24 protein-coding genes are annotated in these 23045 nt (G+C 70.2%); 14 read left to right on the forward strand and 10 right to left on the reverse strand.

Annotated features, from left to right (window positions below; genetic code table 11):
• The 9 genes from ABT288_RS34540 to ABT288_RS34580 form a co-directional block, all read left to right on the forward strand.
• On the forward strand, nucleotides 1–212 hold a 212-nt coding region (locus ABT288_RS34540), incomplete at its 5' end, for a pantoate--beta-alanine ligase (RefSeq protein WP_351616401.1).
• Nucleotides 209–1918 carry an L-aspartate oxidase gene (locus tag ABT288_RS34545; protein ID WP_351616403.1) on the forward strand — a complete coding sequence of 570 codons (1710 nt, stop codon included), beginning with the start codon at nucleotides 209–211 and terminating at the stop codon, nucleotides 1916–1918. The genes ABT288_RS34540 and ABT288_RS34545, both read left to right, overlap by 4 nt.
• 29 nt (nucleotides 1919–1947) lie before the next feature.
• Nucleotides 1948–2925, forward strand: a complete 978-nt coding sequence (gene nadC, locus ABT288_RS34550; RefSeq protein WP_351616406.1) for a carboxylating nicotinate-nucleotide diphosphorylase — start codon at nucleotides 1948–1950, stop codon at nucleotides 2923–2925.
• Between the two features lie 5 nt (nucleotides 2926–2930).
• On the forward strand, nucleotides 2931–3728 hold the full coding sequence (locus tag ABT288_RS34555) for a type III pantothenate kinase (RefSeq protein ID WP_351616409.1): 798 nt from the start codon (nucleotides 2931–2933) through the stop codon (nucleotides 3726–3728).
• A 253-nt stretch (nucleotides 3729–3981) separates the two neighbouring features.
• Nucleotides 3982–4653, forward strand: coding sequence for a hypothetical protein (locus ABT288_RS34560; protein ID WP_351616486.1), 672 nt, complete (start codon nucleotides 3982–3984; stop codon nucleotides 4651–4653).
• A gap of 123 nt (nucleotides 4654–4776) precedes the next feature.
• Nucleotides 4777–4956, forward strand: coding sequence for a hypothetical protein (locus ABT288_RS34565; RefSeq protein ID WP_351616489.1), 180 nt, complete (start codon nucleotides 4777–4779; stop codon nucleotides 4954–4956).
• Nucleotides 4957–5160: 204 nt separating this feature from the next.
• Nucleotides 5161–5610, forward strand: a complete 450-nt coding sequence (locus ABT288_RS34570) for a BlaI/MecI/CopY family transcriptional regulator (protein ID WP_450861801.1) — start codon at nucleotides 5161–5163, stop codon at nucleotides 5608–5610.
• A gap of 9 nt (nucleotides 5611–5619) precedes the next feature.
• Nucleotides 5620–6153, forward strand: a complete 534-nt coding sequence (locus ABT288_RS34575) for an amino-acid N-acetyltransferase (RefSeq protein ID WP_351616415.1) — start codon at nucleotides 5620–5622, stop codon at nucleotides 6151–6153.
• 203 nt (nucleotides 6154–6356) lie between these two features.
• Entirely contained in the window at nucleotides 6357–6692 is a 336-nt protein-coding gene (locus ABT288_RS34580; protein WP_067051481.1) for a histone-like nucleoid-structuring protein Lsr2, read from the forward strand.
• Here ABT288_RS34580 and ABT288_RS34585 read toward each other — a convergent pair.
• Entirely contained in the window at nucleotides 6671–7339 is a 669-nt protein-coding gene (locus tag ABT288_RS34585) for an SCO3374 family protein (protein WP_351616419.1), read from the reverse strand. The two genes, ABT288_RS34580 and ABT288_RS34585, sit on opposite strands and share 22 nt — an antisense overlap.
• 430 nt (nucleotides 7340–7769) lie before the next feature.
• Here ABT288_RS34585 and ABT288_RS34590 point away from each other — a divergent pair, with 430 nt between their 5' ends.
• A complete protein-coding gene (locus tag ABT288_RS34590; RefSeq protein WP_351616422.1) occupies nucleotides 7770–10295 on the forward strand; it encodes an ATP-dependent Clp protease ATP-binding subunit in 2526 nt (841 codons plus the stop codon).
• Nucleotides 10296–10376: 81 nt separating this feature from the next.
• On the opposite strand, the gene ABT288_RS34595 is transcribed toward ABT288_RS34590, so the two are convergent.
• Both ABT288_RS34595 and ABT288_RS34600 read right to left on the reverse strand, forming a co-directional pair.
• Nucleotides 10377–10994 (reverse strand): HAD family acid phosphatase, encoded by a 618-nt coding sequence (locus tag ABT288_RS34595; protein WP_351616425.1) that lies wholly within the window; start codon nucleotides 10992–10994, stop codon nucleotides 10377–10379.
• Nucleotides 10995–11245: 251 nt separating this feature from the next.
• Nucleotides 11246–11845: a TetR/AcrR family transcriptional regulator gene (locus ABT288_RS34600; protein ID WP_351616428.1), complete on the reverse strand. Its 600-nt coding sequence runs from the start codon at nucleotides 11843–11845 to the stop codon at nucleotides 11246–11248.
• 123 nt (nucleotides 11846–11968) lie between these two features.
• Between ABT288_RS34600 and ABT288_RS34605 the strand changes: the two genes are divergently transcribed.
• The 3 genes from ABT288_RS34605 to ABT288_RS34615 all read left to right on the forward strand — a co-directional run bounded on the left by ABT288_RS34605 (nucleotide 11969) and on the right by ABT288_RS34615 (nucleotide 14625).
• Nucleotides 11969–13549 carry an MDR family MFS transporter gene (locus tag ABT288_RS34605; RefSeq protein ID WP_351616430.1) on the forward strand — a complete coding sequence of 527 codons (1581 nt, stop codon included), beginning with the start codon at nucleotides 11969–11971 and terminating at the stop codon, nucleotides 13547–13549.
• 126 nt (nucleotides 13550–13675) lie between these two features.
• Nucleotides 13676–14182, forward strand: a complete 507-nt coding sequence (locus ABT288_RS34610; protein ID WP_351616492.1) for a helix-turn-helix transcriptional regulator — start codon at nucleotides 13676–13678, stop codon at nucleotides 14180–14182.
• Nucleotides 14179–14625, forward strand: coding sequence for a VOC family protein (locus ABT288_RS34615; protein ID WP_228624247.1), 447 nt, complete (start codon nucleotides 14179–14181; stop codon nucleotides 14623–14625). Before ABT288_RS34610 ends, ABT288_RS34615 begins: the two co-directional genes overlap by 4 nt.
• A 24-nt stretch (nucleotides 14626–14649) precedes the next feature.
• Here ABT288_RS34615 and cseC read toward each other — a convergent pair whose 3' ends face one another.
• The 5 genes from cseC to ABT288_RS34640 form a co-directional block, all read right to left on the reverse strand.
• A complete protein-coding gene (cseC, locus tag ABT288_RS34620) occupies nucleotides 14650–16005 on the reverse strand; it encodes a two-component system sensor histidine kinase CseC (RefSeq protein ID WP_351616433.1) in 1356 nt (451 codons plus the stop codon).
• Nucleotides 16006–16015: 10 nt separating this feature from the next.
• Complete coding sequence (gene cseB / locus ABT288_RS34625; RefSeq protein ID WP_351616436.1) at nucleotides 16016–16720, reverse strand: two-component system response regulator CseB; 705 nt, start codon at nucleotides 16718–16720, stop codon at nucleotides 16016–16018.
• A 39-nt stretch (nucleotides 16721–16759) separates the two neighbouring features.
• Nucleotides 16760–17410 (reverse strand): hypothetical protein, encoded by a 651-nt coding sequence (locus ABT288_RS34630; RefSeq protein ID WP_351616438.1) that lies wholly within the window; start codon nucleotides 17408–17410, stop codon nucleotides 16760–16762.
• On the reverse strand, nucleotides 17398–17937 hold the full coding sequence (locus tag ABT288_RS34635; protein ID WP_031165128.1) for a SigE family RNA polymerase sigma factor: 540 nt from the start codon (nucleotides 17935–17937) through the stop codon (nucleotides 17398–17400). Before ABT288_RS34635 ends, ABT288_RS34630 begins: the two co-directional genes overlap by 13 nt.
• A gap of 277 nt (nucleotides 17938–18214) precedes the next feature.
• Nucleotides 18215–19090 (reverse strand): iron-sulfur binding domain-containing protein, encoded by an 876-nt coding sequence (locus ABT288_RS34640; RefSeq protein WP_351616441.1) that lies wholly within the window; start codon nucleotides 19088–19090, stop codon nucleotides 18215–18217.
• A gap of 180 nt (nucleotides 19091–19270) precedes the next feature.
• On the opposite strand from ABT288_RS34640, the gene ABT288_RS34645 reads away from it, so the two are divergent.
• Nucleotides 19271–20086 (forward strand): hypothetical protein, encoded by an 816-nt coding sequence (locus ABT288_RS34645; RefSeq protein ID WP_351616444.1) that lies wholly within the window; start codon nucleotides 19271–19273, stop codon nucleotides 20084–20086.
• 182 nt (nucleotides 20087–20268) lie between these two features.
• On the opposite strand, the gene disA is transcribed toward ABT288_RS34645, so the two are convergent.
• Both disA and radA read right to left on the reverse strand, forming a co-directional pair.
• Nucleotides 20269–21393: a DNA integrity scanning diadenylate cyclase DisA gene (gene disA, locus ABT288_RS34650; protein WP_351616447.1), complete on the reverse strand. Its 1125-nt coding sequence runs from the start codon at nucleotides 21391–21393 to the stop codon at nucleotides 20269–20271.
• Nucleotides 21394–21474: 81 nt separating this feature from the next.
• On the reverse strand, nucleotides 21475–22884 hold the full coding sequence (gene radA / locus ABT288_RS34655; protein ID WP_351616450.1) for a DNA repair protein RadA: 1410 nt from the start codon (nucleotides 22882–22884) through the stop codon (nucleotides 21475–21477).
• Between the last annotated feature and the right edge of the window lie 161 nt (nucleotides 22885–23045).

Here is a 23045-nt window from a genome sequence, read left to right on the forward strand (position 1 = left end):
CGGCCGTCCGCGCGGCCGCCCGCCAGGTACTGGACGAGGCCGCCCGGCTCGTCCCGCCGCTCGAACTGGACTACCTGGCGCTCGTCGACCCGTCCGACTTCACCGAGATCGGCGACGACTTCACCGGCGAGGCCGTCCTCGCCGTCGCCGCCCGGGTCGGCACGACCCGGCTGATCGACAACCTTCCCTTGACCTTTGGAGCCGCCTCGTGACCAGCACAGGCACCAGCACCGGCATACGACTGCACGCGCCCGCCCCGGGCTGGGCCATCTCTGCGGACGTGGTCGTCGTCGGCTCCGGCGTGGCAGGCCTGACCGCGGCCCTGCGCTGCCAGGCCGCGGGCCTGACGACGGTCGTCGTCACCAAGGCCCGCCTGGACGACGGCTCCACGCGGTGGGCCCAGGGAGGCATCGCGGCCGCCCTCGGCGAGGGCGACACGCCCGAGCAGCACCTGGAGGACACCCTGGTGGCCGGCGTGGGCCTGTGTGACGAGGAGGCCGTGCGGATCCTCGTCACCGAGGGCCCCGACGCGGTACGGCGCCTCATCTCCACCGGAGCCCACTTCGACACCGACGGCGAGGGCGACATCCACCTCACCCGCGAGGGCGGCCACCACCGGCGCCGGATCGTGCACGCGGGCGGCGACGCGACCGGCGCGGAGGTCTCCCGGGCGCTCGTGGAGGCGGTACGCGCGCGTGGGCTGCACACCATCGAGAACGCGCTCGTGCTGGACCTGCTGACCGACGCCGACGGCCGTACGGCGGGCGTCACGCTGCACGTGATGGGCGAGGGCCAGCACGACGGCGTGGGCGCCGTGCACGCCCCCGCGGTGGTGCTCGCGACCGGGGGCATGGGCCAGGTCTTCTCCGCGACCACCAACCCGTCGGTGTCGACCGGCGACGGCGTGGCGCTGGCGCTGCGCGCGGGCGCCGAGGTCTCCGACCTGGAGTTCGTGCAGTTCCACCCGACCGTGCTGTTCCTCGGTCCGGACGCCGAGGGCCAGCAGCCGCTGGTCTCCGAGGCGGTGCGCGGCGAGGGTGCCCACCTGGTCGACGCCGACGGGGTGCGTTTCATGGCCGGGCAGCACGAACTGGCCGAGCTGGCGCCCCGGGACATCGTCGCCAAGGGCATCCTGCGGCGGATGCTGGAGCAGGGCGCCGAGCACATGTACCTCGACGCCCGGCACTTCGGCGCCGAGATGTGGGAGCAGCGTTTCCCGACCATCCTGGCCGCCTGCCGCGCCAACGGGATCGACCCGCTCACCGAGCCCATCCCGATCGCCCCGGCCGCCCACTACGCCTCCGGAGGCGTGCGCACCGACGCCCGGGGCCGGACGACCGTGCCGGGCCTGTACGCGTGCGGCGAGGTCGCCTGCACCGGCGTGCACGGCGCCAACCGGCTCGCCTCCAACAGCCTCCTCGAAGGCCTCGTCTACGCCGAGCGGATCGCCGCCGACATCATCGCCGCGCGGGCACAGAACGGCCTACACGCGCGCGTGCCCGTACCGGTCGAGCACCCCGAGACGCCCGCGCACCCGCTGCTCGCCCCCGAGACCCGGTTCGCCATCCAGCGGATCATGACCGAGGGCGCCGGCGTGCTGCGCTCGGAGGAGTCCCTCGCCCGGGCCGCCGAACAGCTGCAGCAACTGCACACGGAGGCCCGCGACGCCCTCGACGAGAACGGCAAGACCGCGGAGCCCGGCGTGGACACCTGGGAGGCCACCAACCTCCTGTGCGTCGGCCGCGTCCTGGTCGCCGCCGCGCGGCTGCGCGAGGAGACCCGCGGCTGCCACTGGCGCGAGGACCACGCCGAGCGCGACGACGCCCACTGGCGCCGGCACATCGTCGTGCGGCTGAACCCCGACCGCTCGCTGGCCGTGCACACCACCGACACCGCAGACTTCCCCCCTACCCGGTAACACCCAGCGCCTCAGGAGCAGTGACAGACGTGAGCACCGACGACCTTCCCCTCGCCCCGACCGGTGGCTGCGGCGACGGCTGCGCCTGTAGCGCGGACGGCGACGAGGAGTACCTGGAGAGCGGGCTCGACCCCGCGCTCGCCGAGCTGCTGGCCGCCGCCGGGCTCGACCCGATCGAGGTCGAGGACATCGCCAATGTCGCCATCCAGGAGGACCTGGACGGTGGCGTGGACGTGACGACCGTCTCGACCATCCCGGAGGACGCCACCGCCACCGGCGACTTCACCGCGCGCGAGGGGGGCGTCGTGGCGGGCCTCAGGGTCGCCGAGGCCGTGCTCTCCGTGGTCTGCACGGACGAGTTCGAGGTCGAGCGGCACGTCGAGGACGGCGACCGCGTCGAGGCCGGGCAGAAGCTGCTGTCGGTCACCACGCGGACGCGTGACCTGCTGACGGCCGAGCGCAGCGCGCTGAACATCCTGTGCCGCCTGTCCGGCATCGCGACCGCCACGCGCGCGTGGGCGGACGCGCTGGAGGGCACCAAGGCCAGGGTCCGGGACACCCGCAAGACGACCCCGGGTCTGCGCTCGCTGGAGAAGTTCGCCGTCCGATGCGGCGGCGGCGTCAACCACCGTATGTCGCTGTCCGACGCGGCTCTGGTGAAGGACAACCACGTGGTCGCCGCCGGCGGCGTCGCGCAGGCCTTCAAGGCCGTACGGGAGGCCTTCCCGGAGGTGCCGATCGAGGTCGAGGTCGACACCCTGCACCAGCTGCGCGAGGTAGTCGAGGCGGGAGCGGACCTGATCCTCCTGGACAACTTCACGCCCGACGAGTGCGCGGAGGCCGTCGGGATCGTCCGCGGCCGGGCCCTGCTGGAGGCCTCCGGCCGGCTCACGCTCGACATCGCGCGCGTGTACGCCGACACGGGCGTGGACTTCCTGGCCGTCGGCGCGCTCACCCACTCCTCGCCGATCCTGGACATCGGCCTCGACCTGCGCGAGGCGGAGTAACCGCGATGCTCCTCACGATCGACGTCGGCAACACGCACACCGTCCTCGGCCTGTTCGACGGCGAGGACATCGTCGAGCACTGGCGCATCTCCACGGACGCGCGCCGCACGGCGGACGAGCTGGCGGTGCTGCTCCAGGGTCTGATGGGCATGCACCCGCTGCTCGGCGAGGAGCTGGGCGACGGCATCGACGGCATCGCGATCTGCGCGACCGTCCCGTCGGTGCTGCACGAGCTGCGCGAGGTCACCCGGCGCTACTACGGTGACGTTCCCGCCGTCCTGGTCGAGCCGGGCGTGAAGACGGGCGTGCCGATCCTCACCGACAACCCCAAGGAGGTCGGCGCGGACCGGATCATCAACGCGGTCGCGGCCGTCGACCTGTACGGCGGCCCGGCGATCGTCGTCGACTTCGGTACGGCGACCACGTTCGACGCGATCTCCGCGCGTGGGGAGTACGTCGGCGGGGTCATCGCGCCCGGCATCGAGATCTCCGTGGAGGCACTCGGCGTCAAGGGTGCGCAGCTGCGGAAGATCGAGGTGGCCCGGCCGCGCAGCGTGATCGGCAAGAACACGGTGGAGGCCATGCAGGCCGGCATCGTGTACGGCTTCGCGGGGCAGGTCGACGGGGTCGTCAGCCGGATGGCGCGCGAGCTGGCCGACGACCCGGACGACGTGACGGTGATCGCCACGGGCGGGCTCGCGCCGATGGTGCTGGGGGAGTCGTCCGTGATCGACGAGCACCAGCCCTGGCTGACGCTGATCGGGCTGCGGCTGGTGTACGAGCGGAACGTGTCGCGGCTGTGAGGTGACCGGCGCCTGTGCGGGGCGCCGGTTCTCGCACCCGGTTTTTCGCACCCGGTTTTGCGCGCCCGGGTTTCCCTCCCCGCGTTCCCCTTACGGTTTCCCGCCCGGTTCCCCCGCTCCACGCGCGCGTGCCGTAGCCCCGGTCGAGGGAAACCGGGAGCGACACGCGGCGAAAAATCATCCCGATCCGTCACTTTTGTCCGATTAGCGGTAGCGTCGCCGCATGCCCACGCCATACGGATCCCGCGGCGGCATGGCGTTCGGCGTGGAGGAGCTGCGTGTGCTCCGCCGCGCCCTCGCCCTCGCCCTTCACCCCGGCCAAGCGTCCGCCGAGGACGTCAAGGACTGCTACCGGCTCGCCGAGTCGCTCGACGAGGCGCAGCGCGAGGGGGCGAGACTGCGCGCGTTCCTGGTGGCCGACCTCGGCCGGTACCGGGCGGCGCTGCCGGGTACCGCCGCCGGCTACCTCACCCTCCTGGAGGAGGCGCTGGGGGCCGGGCACCGGCCGACGCCGGACGATCTTGCCGCGCTGCGGGCGCTGCGCGGCAACCCGGTCGCGGCGGCGCTGCTGGACCGTTGCCAGGCGCTGGCGGAGCACGACGTACGAGCCCGGTTCGCGCAGGGCGCGCGCAGGGTGCCGGCACCCGCCGTACCGCCCTCGCGCACCCGCCTGCTGGCCCTTCAGGGCGGCGGAGGGGCGTGCGGGGTGTTCCAGGCCGAGGAACAGGCCGGAGAGCCTCAGAAGCCCGTCCAGAAGCCTCCGCAGAAGCCGGCGCCGAAACCCGCACCGACGCCCGGGGAGCGGCCCGGCACGGAGCCGGCGGCGCCGAAGCGGCCCATTCCGACGCCGGGCGAGGTCTTCCCCCGCCGCAAGCCCACGCCTCCTCAGAGCCCGGCCGAAACCCGCCAACTGGCCGCCGGCTGACCGCCTACGGCCCACGGCCGGAACCCGCGTTCCCACCCGCACCGCCGGTACGGCAGTCACGGCCGGGTGGTGTGTGCGCACCCCGCGCCTTCCGGGTGTCGTCCCGTGGCTACTCTGGTGGGCATGGACTACGTCTCCGCGCTCGTGCCTCCGGTCGTGATGGCCGTGTTCTTCATCGGTGTGGTCAGGGTGATCGTGAAGACCCAGGGCGGAGCCGCCAAGGCCAAGGAGGACGCGGCCGTCGACGCCGCCCTCGCGCGCGCGGAGAGCGTGGGCAAGGCCTCCGCCGGCGGCGACGCCTGAGTCTGCCCGCCGGACCTCGCTCCCTTCCGCGCACCTGCCCGCGGCTCTCGCCGTCACTGTGCGCTATCGCCGTACGACTTCGGGCTGTGCGCCCTTTTTGTTCCGGTTCATGGGTTTAGTGCACGTCCGGCACGCCATTGCCCGGATCTCCCACTATTGTTCTGAGCTGTGCCTCGCCCATTGGGAGAACTCGAAGACGCGGTCATGACGCGGGTGTGGAAGTGGAACCGCCCGGTGACCGTTCGAGAAGTCCTGGAAGACCTCCAGCAGGAACGCTCCATCGCGTACACCACCGTGATGACCGTTTTGGACAATCTCCATCAGAAGGGCTGGGTGCGCCGCGAGGCGGAAGGGCGGGCCTATCGATATGAGGCCGTCTCCACGCGAGCCGCGTACGCCGCCGCCCTCATGAACGACGCCTGGTCGCAGAGCGACAACCCGGCCGCCGCTCTTGTCGCCTTCTTCGGCATGATGAGCGAGGAACAGCGCCAGGCCCTCCGGGACGCCGTACGCATCGTCCAGGGCCCGGAAACCGTTCAAGCCCCGGAAGCGCGGCAACAGCAAGCCGCACAACAGGAAGCCCCGGAACAGGAAGCGCCCGAAGCCCGGGAAGAGGAGAACCCCGGCTCGGCGCCGGACGCGGACGGGCGATAGCGTCCGCTCATGTCAGCAGAGCGTCCCGAAGTCTCCGCAAAAGCCATCACGGTCCGGCGCGCCCGGACCAGCGATGTCCCGGCCGTGCGCCGCCTCCTCGACGCCTACGTCCGCGACCGCATCCTGCTCGACAAAGCCACGGTCACGCTTTACGAGGACATCCAGGAGTTCTGGGTCGCGGAACGTGACGACAACGCCGAGGTGGTCGGCTGCGGTGCGCTGCACGTCATGTGGGAGGACCTCGCGGAAGTCCGCACTCTCGCGGTGAAGCCCGGCCTCAAGGGCGCCGGCGTCGGCCATCAGTTGCTGGGGAAGTTGCTGCAGACCGCGCGCTGGCTCGGCGTTCGCCGGGTTTTCTGCCTGACCTTCGAAGTGGACTTCTTCGGGAAGCACGGCTTCGTGGAGATCGGGGAGACACCGGTCGACACCGATGTGTACGCGGAGCTGTTGCGTTCCTATGACGAGGGCGTCGCGGAGTTCCTGGGTCTCGAACGAGTGAAACCGAACACCTTGGGCAACAGCCGGATGCTTCTGCATCTGTGATCGTCATTGCCCAGGTGCCCTATGTCCGAAACGCGCATGTTTCCGGACGGGGCCGCTCCGTCGGCCCTCTCCCAGGGGTTTGTGTTTTTCCGGCAAAAGCGGTTTGCTTTCCGACGTACTGCAGTACTGCATATAACAGGGGCGGCGAAACGGCGGACACCGCGCAGCCCCGGTCCTCAACGTTATCGATGAAAGGAAATCCGGTGGCACAGAAGGTTCAGGTCCTTCTTGTCGACGACCTCGACGGCGGCGAGGCGGACGAGACCGTGACGTTCGCGCTGGACGGCAAGACGTACGAGATCGATCTCACGACCGGCAATGCGGACAAGCTGCGCGGCCTTCTCGACCCGTACGTGAAGGGCGGGCGCCGCACCGGTGGCCGTGCGTCGGGCGGACGCGGAAAGGCGCGTGCCGCTTCCGGTGGCAGCCAGGACACCGCGGCGATCCGCGCCTGGGCGAAGGAGAACGGTTACGAGGTCAATGACCGCGGTCGGGTTCCCGCATCCATTCGCGAGGCCTACGAGAAGGCCAACGGCTGATCCCGCCGACAGGCGGCCGGCAGTCCCGTGCGCGGGCGCCGCAGCCGGACGCGGTGACACTGCGCTGCCACCGTGTCCAGCAGTCGTACGAGATCGGGGGCGCTCCTCTCGCGCCCCATGGCCGGCATCGCCGGCAGCGAGGCCTCGACCTCGCATCCGGGCCCAGGGGGCCGCAGCCATACGGCGGCCCCCTGCACGGACCCGGGGCGCACGCCCCCTTCGGACACGTTCGTCGGGGGGACCGGTGCCCCCATCGCGTCGCCCGCCCCCAGGACCCGCAGGTCGAGGGCCACGGCGCTCCACTCCAGCCAGTCCAGCAGCCCCGGCAGCTCCTCCGCGCTGCCCGCGGCCACCAGCAGCTCCATCCGGTCGCCCCGAAGGGCCACCGGAGAGCCCGGCGCGAGATGCCGGAGCGCCCCCGCGCCCGCCTCGGCCGGCACGTCCAGGACGTCGAATCGCACCCCCGTGAGCAACCGCAGCGGCCGTCCGGGCACTGTCGCCCAGCCCAGATCGTTCTCATACCAGTGCCGGACCCGGGTATCCGGGACATCTGGGACATCCGGAAGATCACCGAGGTCCGGTACGTCCGGATCCAGCGGGCGACGGGGAAGAGGAACTGTTGAGGCCATGGGGACCGAGCCAACCATGCCAAGGGCAACCGCCGGAGCGACCGGGAGGTTACGCTGGGTGTGAGATCGATCGCGCAGAGTGCCGAAAGAGGGGGCGCGCGGGGGTGCGGGGAGGCGCAAGGTTGTTCGCCCATAGCGGAGGGAACCGGTGCGCGCCGCATGGAGTGTCAGTCCCAGCGGGTAAGACATGCCTAGTGGGAGGGGGCGACACGCAGGACGGCCCGTCTCACGTTCGCCATCGGCGTACTGACGATGGGGGTAACTGCCTGGCCTGCGGGAACATCGTCTCGCACCATCGGGTTGGAGCAGATGTCGGCGTCAGGGGTCAGGAGGCCATCGACGGTGTCGGCAGTTGGAATGAGCGGTCCCCGCTTGCGGGACTAAGCTGCGGAAGGACAGGGAGGGGAAGTTCCCCCCACTGCCTGACCGCTCTGAGGAGCGATTAACGATGTTCGAGAGGTTCACCGACCGCGCGCGGCGGGTTGTCGTCCTGGCTCAGGAAGAAGCCCGGATGCTCAACCACAACTACATCGGCACCGAGCACATCCTCCTGGGTCTCATCCACGAGGGCGAAGGTGTCGCCGCTAAGGCCCTGGAGAGCCTCGGCATTTCGCTTGAGGCGGTCCGCCAGCAGGTGGAGGAGATCATCGGTCAGGGCCAGCAGGCCCCGTCCGGGCACATCCCCTTCACCCCCCGTGCCAAGAAGGTCCTGGAGCTGTCGCTCCGCGAGGCCCTTCAGCTGGGCCACAACTACATCGGCACGGAGCACATCCTGCTCGGCCTGATCCGCGAGGGCGAGGGCGTCGCCGCCCAGGTCCTGGTCAAGCTGGGCGCAGACCTCAACCGGGTGCGGCAGCAGGTCATCCAGCTGCTCTCCGGTTACCAGGGCAAGGAGACCGCCACCGCGGGCGGCCCGGCCGAGGGCACCCCCTCGACCTCTCTCGTCCTGGACCAGTTCGGCCGGAACCTCACCCAGGCCGCTCGTGAGTCCAAGCTCGACCCGGTCATCGGGCGCGAGAAGGAGATCGAGCGGGTCATGCAGGTGCTGTCCCGCCGTACCAAGAACAACCCGGTGCTGATCGGTGAGCCCGGCGTCGGCAAGACCGCCGTCGTCGAGGGCCTCGCCCAGGCCATCGTCAAGGGCGAGGTGCCCGAGACGCTCAAGGACAAGCACCTCTACACGCTGGACCTCGGCGCCCTGGTCGCCGGCTCCCGCTACCGCGGTGACTTCGAGGAGCGCCTGAAGAAGGTGCTCAAGGAGATCCGCACCCGCGGCGACATCATCCTGTTCATCGACGAGCTGCACACGCTGGTCGGTGCGGGTGCCGCCGAGGGCGCCATCGACGCGGCTTCCATCCTGAAGCCGATGCTGGCCCGCGGCGAGCTGCAGACCATCGGTGCGACCACGCTGGACGAGTACCGCAAGCACCTGGAGAAGGACGCGGCCCTGGAGCGCCGCTTCCAGCCCATCCAGGTCGCCGAGCCGTCCCTGCCGCACACCATCGAGATCCTCAAGGGTCTCCGTGACCGGTACGAGGCGCACCACCGCGTCTCCATCACCGACGAGGCCCTCGTCCAGGCGGCCACCCTGGCCGACCGGTACATCTCCGACCGCTTCCTGCCGGACAAGGCGATCGACCTGATCGACGAGGCCGGTTCCCGGATGCGCATCCGCCGGATGACCGCTCCGCCGGACCTGCGCGAGTTCGACGAGAAGATCGCCGCCGTCCGCCGGGACAAGGAGTCCGCGATCGACTCGCAGGACTTCGAGAAGGCCGCCTCCCTGCGCGACAAGGAGAAGCAGCTCCTCGCCGCCAAGACCAAGCGGGAGAAGGAGTGGAAGGCCGGCGACATGGACGTCGTCGCCGAGGTCGACGGCGAGCTGATCGCCGAGGTGCTGGCCACGGCCACGGGCATCCCGGTCTTCAAGCTCACCGAGGAGGAGTCCAGCCGCCTGCTGCGCATGGAGGACGAGCTCCACAAGCGGGTCATCGGCCAGGTGGACGCCGTCAAGGCGCTGTCGAAGGCGATCCGCCGTACGCGCGCGGGCCTGAAGGACCCGAAGCGTCCGGGTGGTTCGTTCATCTTCGCCGGCCCGTCCGGTGTCGGTAAGACCGAGCTGTCCAAGGCGCTCGCCGAGTTCCTCTTCGGCGACGAGGACGCGCTGATCTCCCTCGACATGTCGGAGTTCAGCGAGAAGCACACGGTGTCGCGTCTCTTCGGTTCCCCGCCCGGATACGTGGGGTACGAAGAGGGCGGCCAGCTGACCGAGAAGGTCCGCCGCAAGCCGTTCTCCGTCGTCCTCTTCGACGAGGTCGAGAAGGCTCACCCGGACATCTTCAACTCGCTGCTGCAGATCCTGGAGGACGGTCGCCTGACCGACTCCCAGGGCCGGGTCGTGGACTTCAAGAACACGGTCATCATCATGACGACCAACCTCGGCACGCGGGACATCTCCAAGGGCTTCAACCTGGGCTTCGCCGCCGCGGGTGACACGAAGACCAACTACGAGCGCATGAAGAACAAGGTGTCGGACGAGCTCAAGCAGCACTTCCGCCCCGAGTTCCTCAACCGCGTGGACGACGTGGTCGTCTTCCCGCAGCTGACGCAGCAGGACATCCTGCGGATCGTCGACCTGATGATCAGCAAGGTGGACGAGCGCCTGAAGGACCGGGACATGGGCATCGAGCTCTCCCAGTCCGCCAAGGAGCTGCTGGCCAAGAAGGGTTACGACCCGGTGCTGGGCGCGCGTCCGCTGCGCCGCACGATCCAGCGCGAGGTCGAGGACACGCTCTCGGAGAAGATCCTCTTCGGCGAGCTGCGTCCCGGTCACATCGTGGTCGTGGACACCGAGGGCGAGGGCGACGCCCAGACCTTCACCTTCCGCGGCGAGGAGAAGTCGGCACTGCCGGACGTCCCGCCGATCGAGCAGGCGGCCGGCGGTGCGGGGCCGAATCTGAGCAAGGAGGCGTAAGCCTCCGGCGGAACAGCCGAACGAAAGGGGGCCGGTGCTGCCAGCACCGGCCCCCTCTCGCATGCCTGCGAAAGCCGTGGCCTACGACAACTGCCCGTTGTAGTCCGGCAGTTTGAAGGTCTTCTCGGCGTGGCCGCCGGAGAGGTCGGTGGCGCTGTTGCCGATGTTCGCGATGATGGTGTAGCCCTTGTTCTCGATGTCGACGCGCTGGGCGGTCTTGTAGGCGGCGACATCCTTGAACAGGTCGAACAGGCCGCGCACATAGAGGCCGGAGACGTCGTAGCCGTCGTATTCGAGGTTGTACTCGGTGGGCAGGTAGATGATGCCCGGGCGGGCCGTGACGAAGAACAGCGAGACGCCGTGCTCCTGGGCGTACTTCGCGACGTTCAGGACGGGCTTGTTGGCCGGCTGCGGGTAGCTGAAGCCGAAGTCGGTCTCCAGCGTGGTGTTGTCGATGTCGAAGACGATCGCCTGCTTCTCGCCCGGCTTCGCGTCGGCGATCCGCTCCTTCACGTACGGCAGGGCCTGGTCCATCACGGCCTGGCAGTCCTTCTGCCAGGTGGCGTAGTCGACCTTGGCGGCGGAACTGCTGGTGGTCGCCGTGTCGTCCGCTGCCTGGGCCGGGGCGGCCATCGCGGCCAGGGCGGCCACGGAGACGGCGGTTGCGGATATACGGAGCGCCCAGGGGCGTCTGGTCATCGGTGGGGGTCCTCTCACGTCCGTACGTGTACCTGAAATGTCAGGGGCATGATCTGAGGTGAGGGTGGCGTGAGGGGAACCGTAGGGTTACTGAACGGTAGGTGGCCAGAGGTGTGCGTCACATTTCCCTCTGCCGCCGGTGTGCGGGCCCGGCGGCAAGCCGCACACGTGACATCGGCTGCCAAGGATTGGACTTCAACTCCGGGGCCCGCACCCGCACTTCGTGTGCGGCAAGCGCGTCGGCCTCCGGGTCAGTCCTGCCGACCGGCGTGCCGGTGCGCCTGGGTGACGAGGTCCAGGGCGACTTCGAGCACGGCCTCGCGCCTCTTCTCGGAGTCGCCTTCGAGGTCCTGCATCAGGAACATCCCCGCGTGCAGGGTGAACATCGCGCTGACCGAGCGCACCTGGTCGACGAGTTCGGCCTCCGGGTCGATGAGGATGTCCCGCAGTTCGCGCATCCGGTCCTTGAAGATGTCACCGATGCGCAGGTCCCGGACGGTGCCCTGGTTGTCGTGCATGAAGCGGAAGAGCGGTTCGGCGCCGGTCAGCACGAGGCTGTAGCGCCGCATCATCTCCTGCTTGGTCTCCAGGGTGTGCGGCTGGCTGCGGCCCCACTCGATCAGGTCCCCGATCGGTTTCGTCAGATCCTCGAAGAGGCTGACGATGATCTCTTCCTTCGTCTTGAAGTGGTAGTACAGGGCTGCCTTCGTGACGTCGAGACGCTCGGCGATCTCGCGCAGGGAGGTCTTCTCGTAGCCCTGTTCCGCGAAGAGTTCGAGCGCGACGTCCTGGATGCGCTGGCGGGTGTTGCCGCGGCGCTGCTGCTTGGTGCCGTCCATGGTGACGCCCATCCTCGTACTCCTCGCGCTCCCGCGGAAACTTACTTGACGCCCGGCTAGTGGCAGGTCTACTTTTCCAGTGTAGTGAACTAGCCGGGCGGCAAGTAAGTGGCCGCCGTGGGGGAATGGGAAGAGATGGCGGACACGGTCGAAAGCGTCATGGACAGCAAACCGGAGGGCAAACAGCCCAAGAGCGTGCGGGTGGTCCTGCTCGCCCTCATGATCGCGATGATGCTCGCGATGCTCGACAACATGATCGTGGGTACGGCGATGCCGACGATCGTGGGCGATCTGGGTGGCCTGGCACACCTGTCCTGGGTGGTCACCGGCTACACCCTGGCCACCGCGGCCTCCACCCCGATCTGGGGCAAGGTCGGTGACATGTACGGGCGCAAGGGCTCCTTCCTCACCTCGATCGTGATCTTCCTGATCGGCTCGGCCCTCAGCGGCATGGCCCAGAACATGGGCGAGCTCATCGGCTTCCGGGCCGTGCAGGGCCTGGGCGCCGGCGGTCTGATGGTCGGCGTCATGGCGATCATCGGCGATCTGATCCCGCCGCGGGAGCGCGGCAAGTACACCGGCATGATGGCCGGCGTCATGGCGCTCGCGATGATCGGCGGCCCCCTGGTCGGCGGCACCATCACCGACAACTGGGGCTGGCGCTGGTCCTTCTACATCAACCTGCCGCTCGGTGCCGTGGCTCTGGCCCTGGTCAGCGCCGTGCTGCACCTGCCCAAGAAGCGGGCGCGGGCGCGCATCGACTACCAGGGCGTCGCCCTGCTGACCATCGGCATCACCGCGATCGTGCTGGTCACCACCTGGGGCGGCACCGAGTACGCCTGGACCTCCGCCCGGATCATGGAGCTGACCAGCATCGGCGTCGTCGCGCTGATCGGCTTCGTGTGGTGGCAGGCCAGGGCCGCCGAGCCGGTCGTACCGCTGCACATGTTCCGCAGCCGCAACTTCACCCTGATGTCCGTCATCGGCTTCATCACCGGCTTCGTGATGTTCGGCGCCACGCTCTACCTGCCGCTCTACCAGCAGTCGGTGCAGGGTGCCTCCGCGACCAACTCCGGTCTGCTGCTCCTGCCGATGCTCGGCGCGATGCTCGTGACCTCGATGGTCGCGGGCCGGGTCACCACCAACAGCGGCCGCTACAAGATCTTCCCGATCGTCGGCGGTGCACTGATGATCGTCGGGCTGTATCTGCTCTCGATGATGGACACGGGTACGACCCGGCTGACCTCCGGCATCTACATGGCGGTGCTGGGTCTGGGCATGGGCTGCCTGATGCAGATCACCATGCTGGTGGCGCAGAACAGCGTGGAGATGAAGGACATGGGCGTCGCGTCCTCGTCCACGACCCTCTTCCGCACGCTCGGCTCCTCCTTCGGTGTGGCCATCATGGGCGCGCTGTTCAACAACCGCGTCCAGCACGTCATGGCCGAGCGGGCCGGCTCGGTGGGCTCCAGGATCACCGAGAAGTCCGCGCAGCTGGACGCGAAGCACCTGAAGCAGCTGCCCGCGGTGGCGCGGGAGGCGTACCAGCACGCGGTGTCCGCCGGCACCCACTCGGCGTTCCTGCTGGGCGCCGGGATCGCGGTGATCGTGCTGGTCGCGGCGCTGTTCGTGAAGGAGGTGCCGCTCAAGAGCGGGGCGCCTTCGGCGGAGAGCGGCGAGGACGCGGCTCCGATGCAGGTCGTCGAGGCCGTCTGAGCCCGGCCTGCGTCTGAGCCCCGCCTGTACCGAAGACCCCGGGTCGGTGTCCGCCCCCGGGGTCTTTGCTTTGCCTGTCCGAGCTGGTCAGCGCCGTTGTCAGTGCCCCGTGTGACCATCGACCACATGGACAAGGTGCGGCGGCTGCGTCTGGCCAAGGACGCGATGGACCGGGACTGGGCGGACCCCGGTCTCGATCTGGACGCCGTGGCGGCGTGCGCCGGGTACTCGCGGTATCACTTCCTGCGGGCCTTCAAGGAGGTCTACGGCGAGACGCCGGGCCAGTATCTGACCCACCGCCGGATCGAGCGGGCCGAGGAGATGCTGCGCTGTGCCAACCTCACCGTGACCGAGATCTGCACACTGGTCGGCTTCAGCAGCCTCGGCACGTTCTCCGCCCGCTTCAAGGCCCGCACCGGGCTCACCCCGAGCGAGTACCGCGCACGGCACGTGGGGCGCGGGGCCTCGCTGATACCCGGGTGCTACGCCATGCTCTGGGCCGGCGGATTCAGCACCGCAAGATCGGAGAAGCGCTCCGGGGCCGGCCCTGCCTACGGTGACGAAGGGGAGTCCGCCCCGGCGGACGGTACCGCCGACGTCATCAGCACCACCGACAGGAGAGCAGATCCATGATCAAGGGGCTTGCCATCACGACCGTCTGGGTCCTGGACCAGGACCGGGCCAAGGAGTTCTACACCCAGAAGCTGGGTCTCGAGGTCCGTACGGACATGACCATGGGGGAGGGCGGCATGCGCTGGCTCACCGTCGGCGCCCCCGGCCAGCCCGACGTGGAGCTGACGCTCATGGTGCCGGGGCCGCCCGCGATGGACCCCGAGTCCGCCGAGATGATGCGCAAGCTCGTCGCCAAGGGGGCGCTCGGCGCCGGCGTGCTGGCGACGGACGACATCCACGGCGACTACAAGAAGCTCAAGGAGCGCGGGGTGGAGTTCCTTCAGGAGCCCCAGGAGCGGCCGTACGGCACGGAGGCGCTCTTCCGGGACGACTCCGGCAACTGGTTCTCCTTCACCCAGCGGCGGGAGGGAGGCCTGGACCTGGAGCGGGACTGGGCCTGCTGAGCGCCTGACGGCTCGGGACGGCGCTCAGCCCGCGCCCCCCGACAACGGCAGCGTCGGATAACTGCCCGTGGCGGTGGGCGCGTGTTCCGGCAGCCACAGCACCGCCACCGCACCGTCGGCGGGGACGCCGTCGGGGGCCCCGGCGTGCCGTACGTTGCGGAACGTCAGCCGGGCACCGAGCACCCGGGCCTGGCCCGCGGCGATGGTCAGGCCCAGCCCGTGCCCCGTACCGGCCCGGTCCTTGCTGCCGGTGCGGAAGCGGCTCGGCCCCTCGGCGAGGAGTTCCTCGGGGAAGCCCGGACCGTGGTCGCGGACCCGGATGACCCGGCCCTCGACGGTCACCTCGATCGGCGGCCTGCCGTGCCGGGCGGCGTTGGCGAGCAGGTTGAACAGCACCCGCTCCAGCCGGCGCGGGTCGGTGGTGACCTCCGACTCGTGCACCACCCGTACCTCGATCTCCGGGTCCTTGGCGGCCACGCGCCGGGTGACGAACTCGCCGAGCATGAGGCCCTGCAGCTCCGCCCGCTCCGAGGCGCCGTCCAGGCGGGCCACCTCCAGGACGTCCTCGACGAGCGTGCGCATCGCCTTCGCCCGGTCCAGTACCAGTTCCGTGGGGCGGCCGGGAGGCAGCAGTTCGGCGGCCGTGAGCAGGCCCGTCACAGGGGTGCGCAGCTCGTGCGCGATGTCGGCGGTGACCCGCCGCTCGGCCTCCAGGCGCTGCTGGAGCGCGTCCGCCATGGCGTCCACCGCGCGCGCCAGGTCGTCGGTCTCGTCCCGTACGACCCCGCCGATGGCCTCCCGCACCCGGACGTCGGTCTCGCCCCTGGCGACCTGGTTCGCGGCGGCCGCCGCCTTGCGCAGCCGCCCGGACAGCTGCCCGCCGATCAGCACACCGAGCGCACTGCCGCCGAACACGACCGCGATGGAGCCGATGACCAGCGCCTGGTCGAGGTCCTTCATCACGTCGGTGGAACGGTCGGGCATATGGGTGTGCAGGGACAGCACATGCCCGTCCTTGGTCGGCACGGCCGACCAGATGTCCGGCACCCCGTCGTGGTCGATGACGTCGCTGGCCTTCCTGCCCCGCTCCACCTTCTCGCGCAGTGGCTCCGGCAGCTCGGGGTCGTCGAGCTTGATGTTGGGGAAGTTCGGCCGCCGGCTCGCCTCGTAGTTGTGCTGCGCGTACTGGACGCGCTGGTTGGCCAGGTCGCGTGCGTTGTCGAGCATCGAGACCCGGGCCGCGTTGTGCACGACCAGGCTCAGCACGATCGCCACCAGGCCGGCCACGAGCGCGATCGCCGCGCTGAGCTTCCATCTGAGCCCGGTGTGCAGGCCCGCCCGCTCCATACGCCGGACCGGGTACCGAAGGATCCCCCGCATGCCGCCCCGCTCAGGCCTTCAGCTTGTAGCCGAAGCCGCGGACCGTCTCGATCCGGTCCTGGCCGATCTTCTGGCGCAGCCGCTGCACATGCACGTCCACGACCCGGGTGTCCCCGCCCCAGCCGTAGTCCCAGACCCGCTCCAGCAGCTTGTCACGGGAGAGCACGGTGCCCGGCGCCGAGGAGAATTCCAGCAGCAGCCGCATCTCGGTCGGGGTGAGCGCGACCGGCTGCCCGGCCCTGCGCACCTCCATGCCCTCGGTGTCGATCTCCAGGTCCCCGAAGGTGAGTGCGCCACCGGTCACCGTGTCCTCGGCCGCCTCGGTCCGGTCGCCGCCGCCTGCGTGCCCGAAGCGCCGCAGCACGGCTCGGATCCGCGCGACCAGCACGGCGCCGTCGAACGGCTTGGTCACATAGTCGTCGGCGCCCGCCTCCAGACCGAGGACGACGTCGATGGAGTCGGCGCGCGCCGACAGCATGATCACCGGCACGGTCGACTCGTCCCGGATACGACGGCACAGGCTGACCCCGTCCAGACCGGGGACCATCACGTCCAGCAGCGCGATGTCGGGGCGGTTCGCCCGGAACGCCTCCAGGCCCGAGAGGCCGTCGGGCATGGCGGTGACCGCGAAGCCGTCCCGCTCCAGGGCGAGCTGGGTGGCCTCGCGGATGACGTCGTCGTCCTCGACGAACAGGACGTGGGTCTGGTCTGCCATCCCGGTGCTCTCAGTCCTCGTGTGTGCGTGTGTGGGGGGTCAGTTGTCCGTCGGGGCCGCCGCGTCGCCGCCGGTCCTGCTGTAGTAGGTGTCGTGCCGGTACCGCTCGGCGAACCGGCCCTCCTTCCACCTGTACGTGATCACGGTCTCACGGGACGGGTTCGAGACCTGGTCGTTCGTGTCGTACACCTGCTTGGTCACGGTCAGGTCGGTGCCGTCGATCTCCGAGACGACCGGCGAGTCCTCCGCCTTGAACACATTCTTGTACGTCCCCGCGACGTCCCGGTACACGTAGGTGCCGATGCCCACCCAGTCACCGCAGGCCCACACGTTCACCAGGACGTCGTTGACGGACCCGCCGGTCAGATCGCCGTAGGTCACCTCGACCGGGTAGTTGTCGCCGCTGCACGGCTTCAGCTCCCGCTTCACCGCCGCCGAGACCGCCGGGTCCTTCTTGAGCAGTGAGACCGCGTCCACCTTGCGATAGCCGGTGGTCGGGCTCGGGCTGGGGGAGGCGACGGCTCCCGCGATCGCCGTCGCGTGTGCGGGACCCTCGTCCCGGGTGCCGGTGCCCCCGGTGCCGCACGCGGCGACGAAAAGGCCGATGGCGGTGAGCGCGGCCCCCACCGCGATCACCGCCTGTGAACTGCCTCGGGCCCGGTCGGGCCCGGCCCCGGTCAGGCCGCGCAACGCTCCCGCTCCTCACGCTCCAGCGCGCGTGCGTCCAGATCGCGGGCCTCCAGCTCCTCGCGGAGCCGGGCGAGCGCCCGGTGCAGCGTGCTCTTGACCGTACCGGCCGACATGCCGAGGGCCGCGGCCGTCTCCTCCGTGGACATCTGCTCCCAGTGTCGCAGTACTACAACACTGCGCTGTTTCGGCGCGAGCACTTTCATGACGTCCATCAGCAGGGCCCGGTCGGCGTGCTGCTCGGTGGCGTCGTCCACGGACGCGTCCGGCAGCTGCTCGGTCGGGACCTCCTCCAGCTTGCGCGCCCGCCACCACTCCGTACGGGTGTTGATCATGACCCGGCGCAGATAGGCGTCGGCGAGCCGCTTGTCCGCGATGCCCTCCCAGCGGCCGTACGTCCGCACCAGCGCCGTCTGCAGCAGGTCCTGGGCGTCGACCGGGTCCGGGACCAGCCGGCGCGCGCTGCGCAGCAGCGCGTCCTGCCGTGTGCGGACGTACTCCTCGAACTCGAGCACCTCGCCCTGCGCCATGATCAACCGCCTCCGTTCCCCGTTCACTTCGGCTCCGTGCCTGAAGTCCTGCGTTCGTTCCCCGTGTCCGGTGGTCTGCCGGGCACGGAAAAGAAGTTAGGGAGTGGTTGTCACGGCGCTGTCCGGACCAGCCTGCGGCTAGCAATCGGCTATCCGTCGGTTGTGTAACGGACGTCGGAACGGGGTAAGCGGGCGGCCCGGTATGTCCCTTTATGCAGGCCTTTGTCGAGTTCGTGGTGTCGTAACAGAGCGATGATCGCTGTGACTTGGCTGTCCGTCAGCTGAGCGGCAGCCGGTACAGACCGCCCGGCAGCGGCTCCACCAGACCGTCCGCGACGAGCCCGTCGAGCGCGCGGGCGCGCTGCACCGGCTCGTGCCACACCCGGTCCAACACCGCCTGCGGCACCGGCGCGTGCGCCTCCCGCAGTACGGCGAGCAACTTGCCGCGCACCTGCCGGTCCGTGCCGGCGTACGTCTGCCCGCGGCGCGGCGGGCCCACGTGCTCCGGCTTGCCGGCCAGCCGCCAGGCGCACTGCGCGGCGATCGGACACCGCCCGCACTCCTCGTTCTTCGCCGTGCACACCAGCGCGCCCAGCTCCATGGAGGCCGCGGCCCAGCGCGCGGCCGTCTTCTCGTCCCCGGGGAGCAGCTCACGGGCGAGCCTGCGCTCGGCGGCCGTGGTCGCGTTCGGCGGGTACTGCACCCCCGTGACCGCCCGCGCGAAGACCCGGCGCACATTCGTGTCCAGTACCGGATGCCGCTGCCCGTACGCGAACGAGGCCACCGCGGCGGCCGTGTACTCGCCGATGCCGGGCAGCGCCAGCAGCTGTGCGTGTTCCGTCGGTACGTCGCCGCCGTGCCGTTCCGTTATGGCCACCGCGGCGCCGTGCAGCCGCAGGGCCCGGCGCGGGTAGCCGAGCCGGCCCCAGGCGCGCACCGCCTCGCCCGGCGCCTCCTTCGCCAGGTCCGCGGGACGCGGCCAGCGGATCAGCCACTCCTCGTACACCGGCAGCACCCGGTTGACCGGGGTCTGCTGGAGCATGAACTCGCTGACCATCACGCCCCACGGGCCCGCCTCCGGGCGGCGCCAGGGGAGGTCGCGGGCGTGGGCGTCGAACCAGGCGATCACGGGGGTGTGCAGCTTCTCAGTCATGGCCTTCCGATCCTGCCACGGCTCGGCGTCGATGACGGGTGACGGCGCGGTCACCCAGGGTGGCGAAGAGGGAAGGACCTTGGGGGTCGCGGCAGTTGCCGGAATGATGATCCGGAAAAGTTGGTGCTCGCGCGGCGGGTGGGGCAAGCAGTCACGGGGTTCTCTCGTACAGTTTGCGCCGTGGGATCTCTGCGCAATCCTGTCGGGCCGCTTCCCTCCTCCATCTACTGGCGAAGGAGGGTCGTACTGCTGTCGGTGATCGCCCTGTTGGCGCTGCTGATCACGTGGATCGTCACCGCCGGCGGCGGCGGGGGCGGCAAGCAGAACGCCGGCCGGTCCGACGGCAAGAATCCCGCGCCCACCATCACGCCGGGACCGTCCTCCTCCGGGCCCGTGATCAGCCAACACCCGGGCGGCCGGGGTGATTCGGGCGGTGACGGCTCCGGCGGGAGCGGCTCCGGCGACGGCAGCGGTTCGGGCGACGGCTCCTCCGGCTCCGCCGGGACCGGTGACGGCTCGGGCGGCGGCTCGGGTTCGACCTCAGGCGGTGGCAACGTCGGTACGGGCGACGCGCTCCCGGCGTCCTCCCCGCTGCCCAACTGCACGTCCGGGGCGGTGACGTTGAGCCTGCGGAGTCTGCACAACTCCTACTCGCCGGACCAGACGCCGACCTTCGAACTCACCGCGAAGAACGGCTCGTCCGCCGACTGCAAGGTCGACCTCGGGCCGAAGAACGCGGTGTTGACCATCACGCCGGCGGACGGAAGCAGCCCGTTCTGGTCGTCGGGCGACTGTCCCCAGGGCGCGGGCAGCCTGGTGTTCCGGGTGCCGGCGGGGCAGAGCATCACGTACACCGTGAAGTGGGACCGCAAGCCGAGCGCTCAGCACTGCGCCACGCCGACCGCCGGGTCGGCCAAGCCCGGGACGTATCTGCTGGAGGCGAAGGCACCGGGGTTCGGGAAGGTACAGGCGTCTTTCGTCCTGTCGGCCGACTGAGCCGGGCCTCTGCGGGCTCTCCGAGGCGGTCGGTGAGGGAGACACCCCCGACCTCGACGAGGCCGGGGGGTGTCCCGAACCGTGGTCCAGCTCCAGCGCTGGACCGGGCAGCCCTCGTCGGCCGTTCCTCCAGGTCGGTCAAGTGGGGGGAGACGTCCAGGAGTTGGCGCCCAGGGCCGGACTCAGACGTAGCGCTCCAGAATCGAGGACTCGGCCAGGCGTGACAGGCCCTCCCGCACGCTCCGCGCCCGGGCCTCTCCCACACCGTCCACGGTCTGCAGGTCGTCCACACTCGCGGCGAGCAGCTTCTGCAGGCCCCCGAAGTGCTCCACCAGCCGGTCGATGATCGCGCCCGGCAGGCGCGGCACCTTGGCCAGCAGCCGGAAGCCCCGCGGGGACACCGCGGAGTCGAGGGTCTCCGGAGAGCCCGTGTAGCCCAGCGCCCGCGCCACCGTGCCCATTTCGAGAAGCTCCGCGTGGGTCAGCGCGTCCAGCTCGGACAGCGCCTCCTCGACCGTACGGGACCGCTTCGCCGTCGGCTCGGGAACATAGTCCCGCACGACCAGCTCACGGTCGGGCTCGACTCCGGCGATCAACTCCTCCAGCTGGAGCGCGAGAAGACGGCCGTCCGTGCCCAGTTCGACCACATATTCAGCGATTTCCGTGGCGATGCGCCGGACCATCTCCAGGCGCTGCGCGACGGCGGACACGTCCCGCACCGTCACCAGGTCCTCGATCTCCAGCGCCGAGAGGGTCCCGGCCACCTCGTCCAGCCGCAGCTTGTACCGCTCCAGCGTGGCCAGCGCCTGGTTCGCGCGGGAGAGGATCGCCGCCGAGTCCTCCAGGACGCGCCGCTGACCGTCGACGTAGAGGGCGATCAGGCGCATGGACTGGGAGACGGAGACCACGGGGAAGCCGACCTGCTTGCTGACCCGGTCCGCCGTACGGTGCCGGGTGCCCGTCTCCTCCGTGGGGATGGTCGGGTCCGGCACCAGCTGCACGCCCGCGCGCAGGATCTTCGACAGGTCCGACGACAGCACGATGCCGCCGTCCAGCTTGCACAGCTCGCGCAGCCGCGTGGCGGTGAACTCCACGTCCAGGACGAAACCGCCCGTGCACATCGCCTCGACCGTCTTGTCCGAGCCGAGGACGATCAGCCCGCCGGTGTTGCCGCGCAGCACGCGCTCGAGGCCGTCACGCAGGGCCGTACCAGGAGCCACGGCGCTCAGTGAGGCGCGCATCAGGCCATCGGAACCGGCACTCCCACCGGACTTCCCGGGAGCTGCTGCCCGGTCGTTGGCTGCCACTGCACTCCTCCGGTCGCAGGTTCTGACGCGCCCCCGTGACCCGCACTCGGTTCGTACGGACGGGCGAGACCAGGGCAAAGTCTACCGGCGGTCCTCCGCCTCCCGTGGGGCCTCTCGGCGACGGGAGCGTGGCAGCACCCGCAGCGCGTCCCCCATGTCGGCGACTTCCAGGACCTTCATGCCCGCCGGCACCTTGCCCGGATCGGTCGGCACGAGCGCGTGCGTGAAGCCCAGCCGGTGCGCCTCGGCGAGCCTGCGCTGCACGCCTGTGACCCGTCTCACCTCGCCCGCGAGGCCGACCTCGCCGATCGCGACCAGGTTCTTCGGCAGCGGGGTGTCGCTGGCGGCGGAGGCCAGCGCGAGGGCGATGGCGAGGTCGGCGGCCGGCTCCGACAGCTTCACCCCGCCGACCGTCGCCGAATAGATGTCCCGCTTGCCGAGCGCGCTGATCCGGCCGCGCTGCTCCAGGACGGCCAGCATCATGGACACCCGGGAGGTCTCCAAGCCCGAGGTCGTACGCCGCGGGGAGGGGATCTGGGAGTCGACGGTCAGCGCCTGCACCTCGGCCACCAGCGGGCGGCGGCCCTCCAGGGTGACGGTCAGGCAGGTGCCGGGAACCGGCTCGGCGCGACGGGTCAGGAAGAGGCCGCTCGGGTCGGCGAGGCCGGTGATCCCCTCGTCGTGCAACTCGAAGCAGCCGACCTCGTCCGTGGCGCCGTAGCGGTTCTTCACCCCGCGCACCAGACGCAGGCGCGCGTGCCGGTCGCCCTCGAAGTGCAGGACGACGTCCACGAGGTGCTCGAGGAGGCGCGGGCCCGCGATCGCGCCGTCCTTCGTGACGTGGCCCACGAGGAGCGTGGACATCCCGCGCTCCTTGGAGGCGCGGATGAGCGCGCCCGCGACCTCCCTCACCTGGGCCATTCCACCGGGCGCGCCGTCGATCTCCGGGGAGGCGACCGTCTGCACCGAGTCCAGGATCAGCAGGGATGGTTTGACCTCGTCCAAGTGGCCGAGAACGGCGGACAGATCGGTCTCGGCGGCCAGATACAGCTCGTCGTGGAGGGCGCCGATGCGGTCCGCGCGCAGCCGCACCTGGCTCGCCGACTCCTCGCCGGTCACATAGAGAGTGCGGTGCTCGGCGCTCGCCGACTTGGCGGCCACGTCCAGCAGCAGCGTGGACTTGCCGACGCCGGGCTCGCCCGCGAGCAGCACCACAGCGCCGGGCACCAGGCCGCCGCCCAGCACGCGGTCCAGCTCGGGCACGCCCGTCGTGCGCGCGGTGGCCTGCCGCCCGTCGACCTGCCCGATGGGCAGCGCGGAGTTGGTCACACGACCCGGTGCCGTCGTACGGACCGCGGGCGCGCCGTGTTCTTCGACCGTGCCCCAGGCCTGGCACTCGGGGCAGCGGCCGAGCCACTTGGCCGTCTGCCAGCCGCACTCGGTGCAGCGGTAGGACGGGCGGTCCTTGGTGGTCTTGGTACGGGCAGCCATGCGGAAACCGTAGCCCGCGGCACTGACAACGGGTCCCCGGGCCGTGTGGGGGTGAACCGGTATCGGCCACCACCCGTCGGAAACCGGCCGCGGAACAAAGGGTTCCTGTCCCCTTATGAGGGATCGTTTCACCCGTACGGATTAAAAGTGCTCAAGCTTCA

The organism is Streptomyces sp. NPDC001093 (assembly GCF_040298985.1).
Classification (GTDB): domain Bacteria; phylum Actinomycetota; class Actinomycetes; order Streptomycetales; family Streptomycetaceae; genus Streptomyces.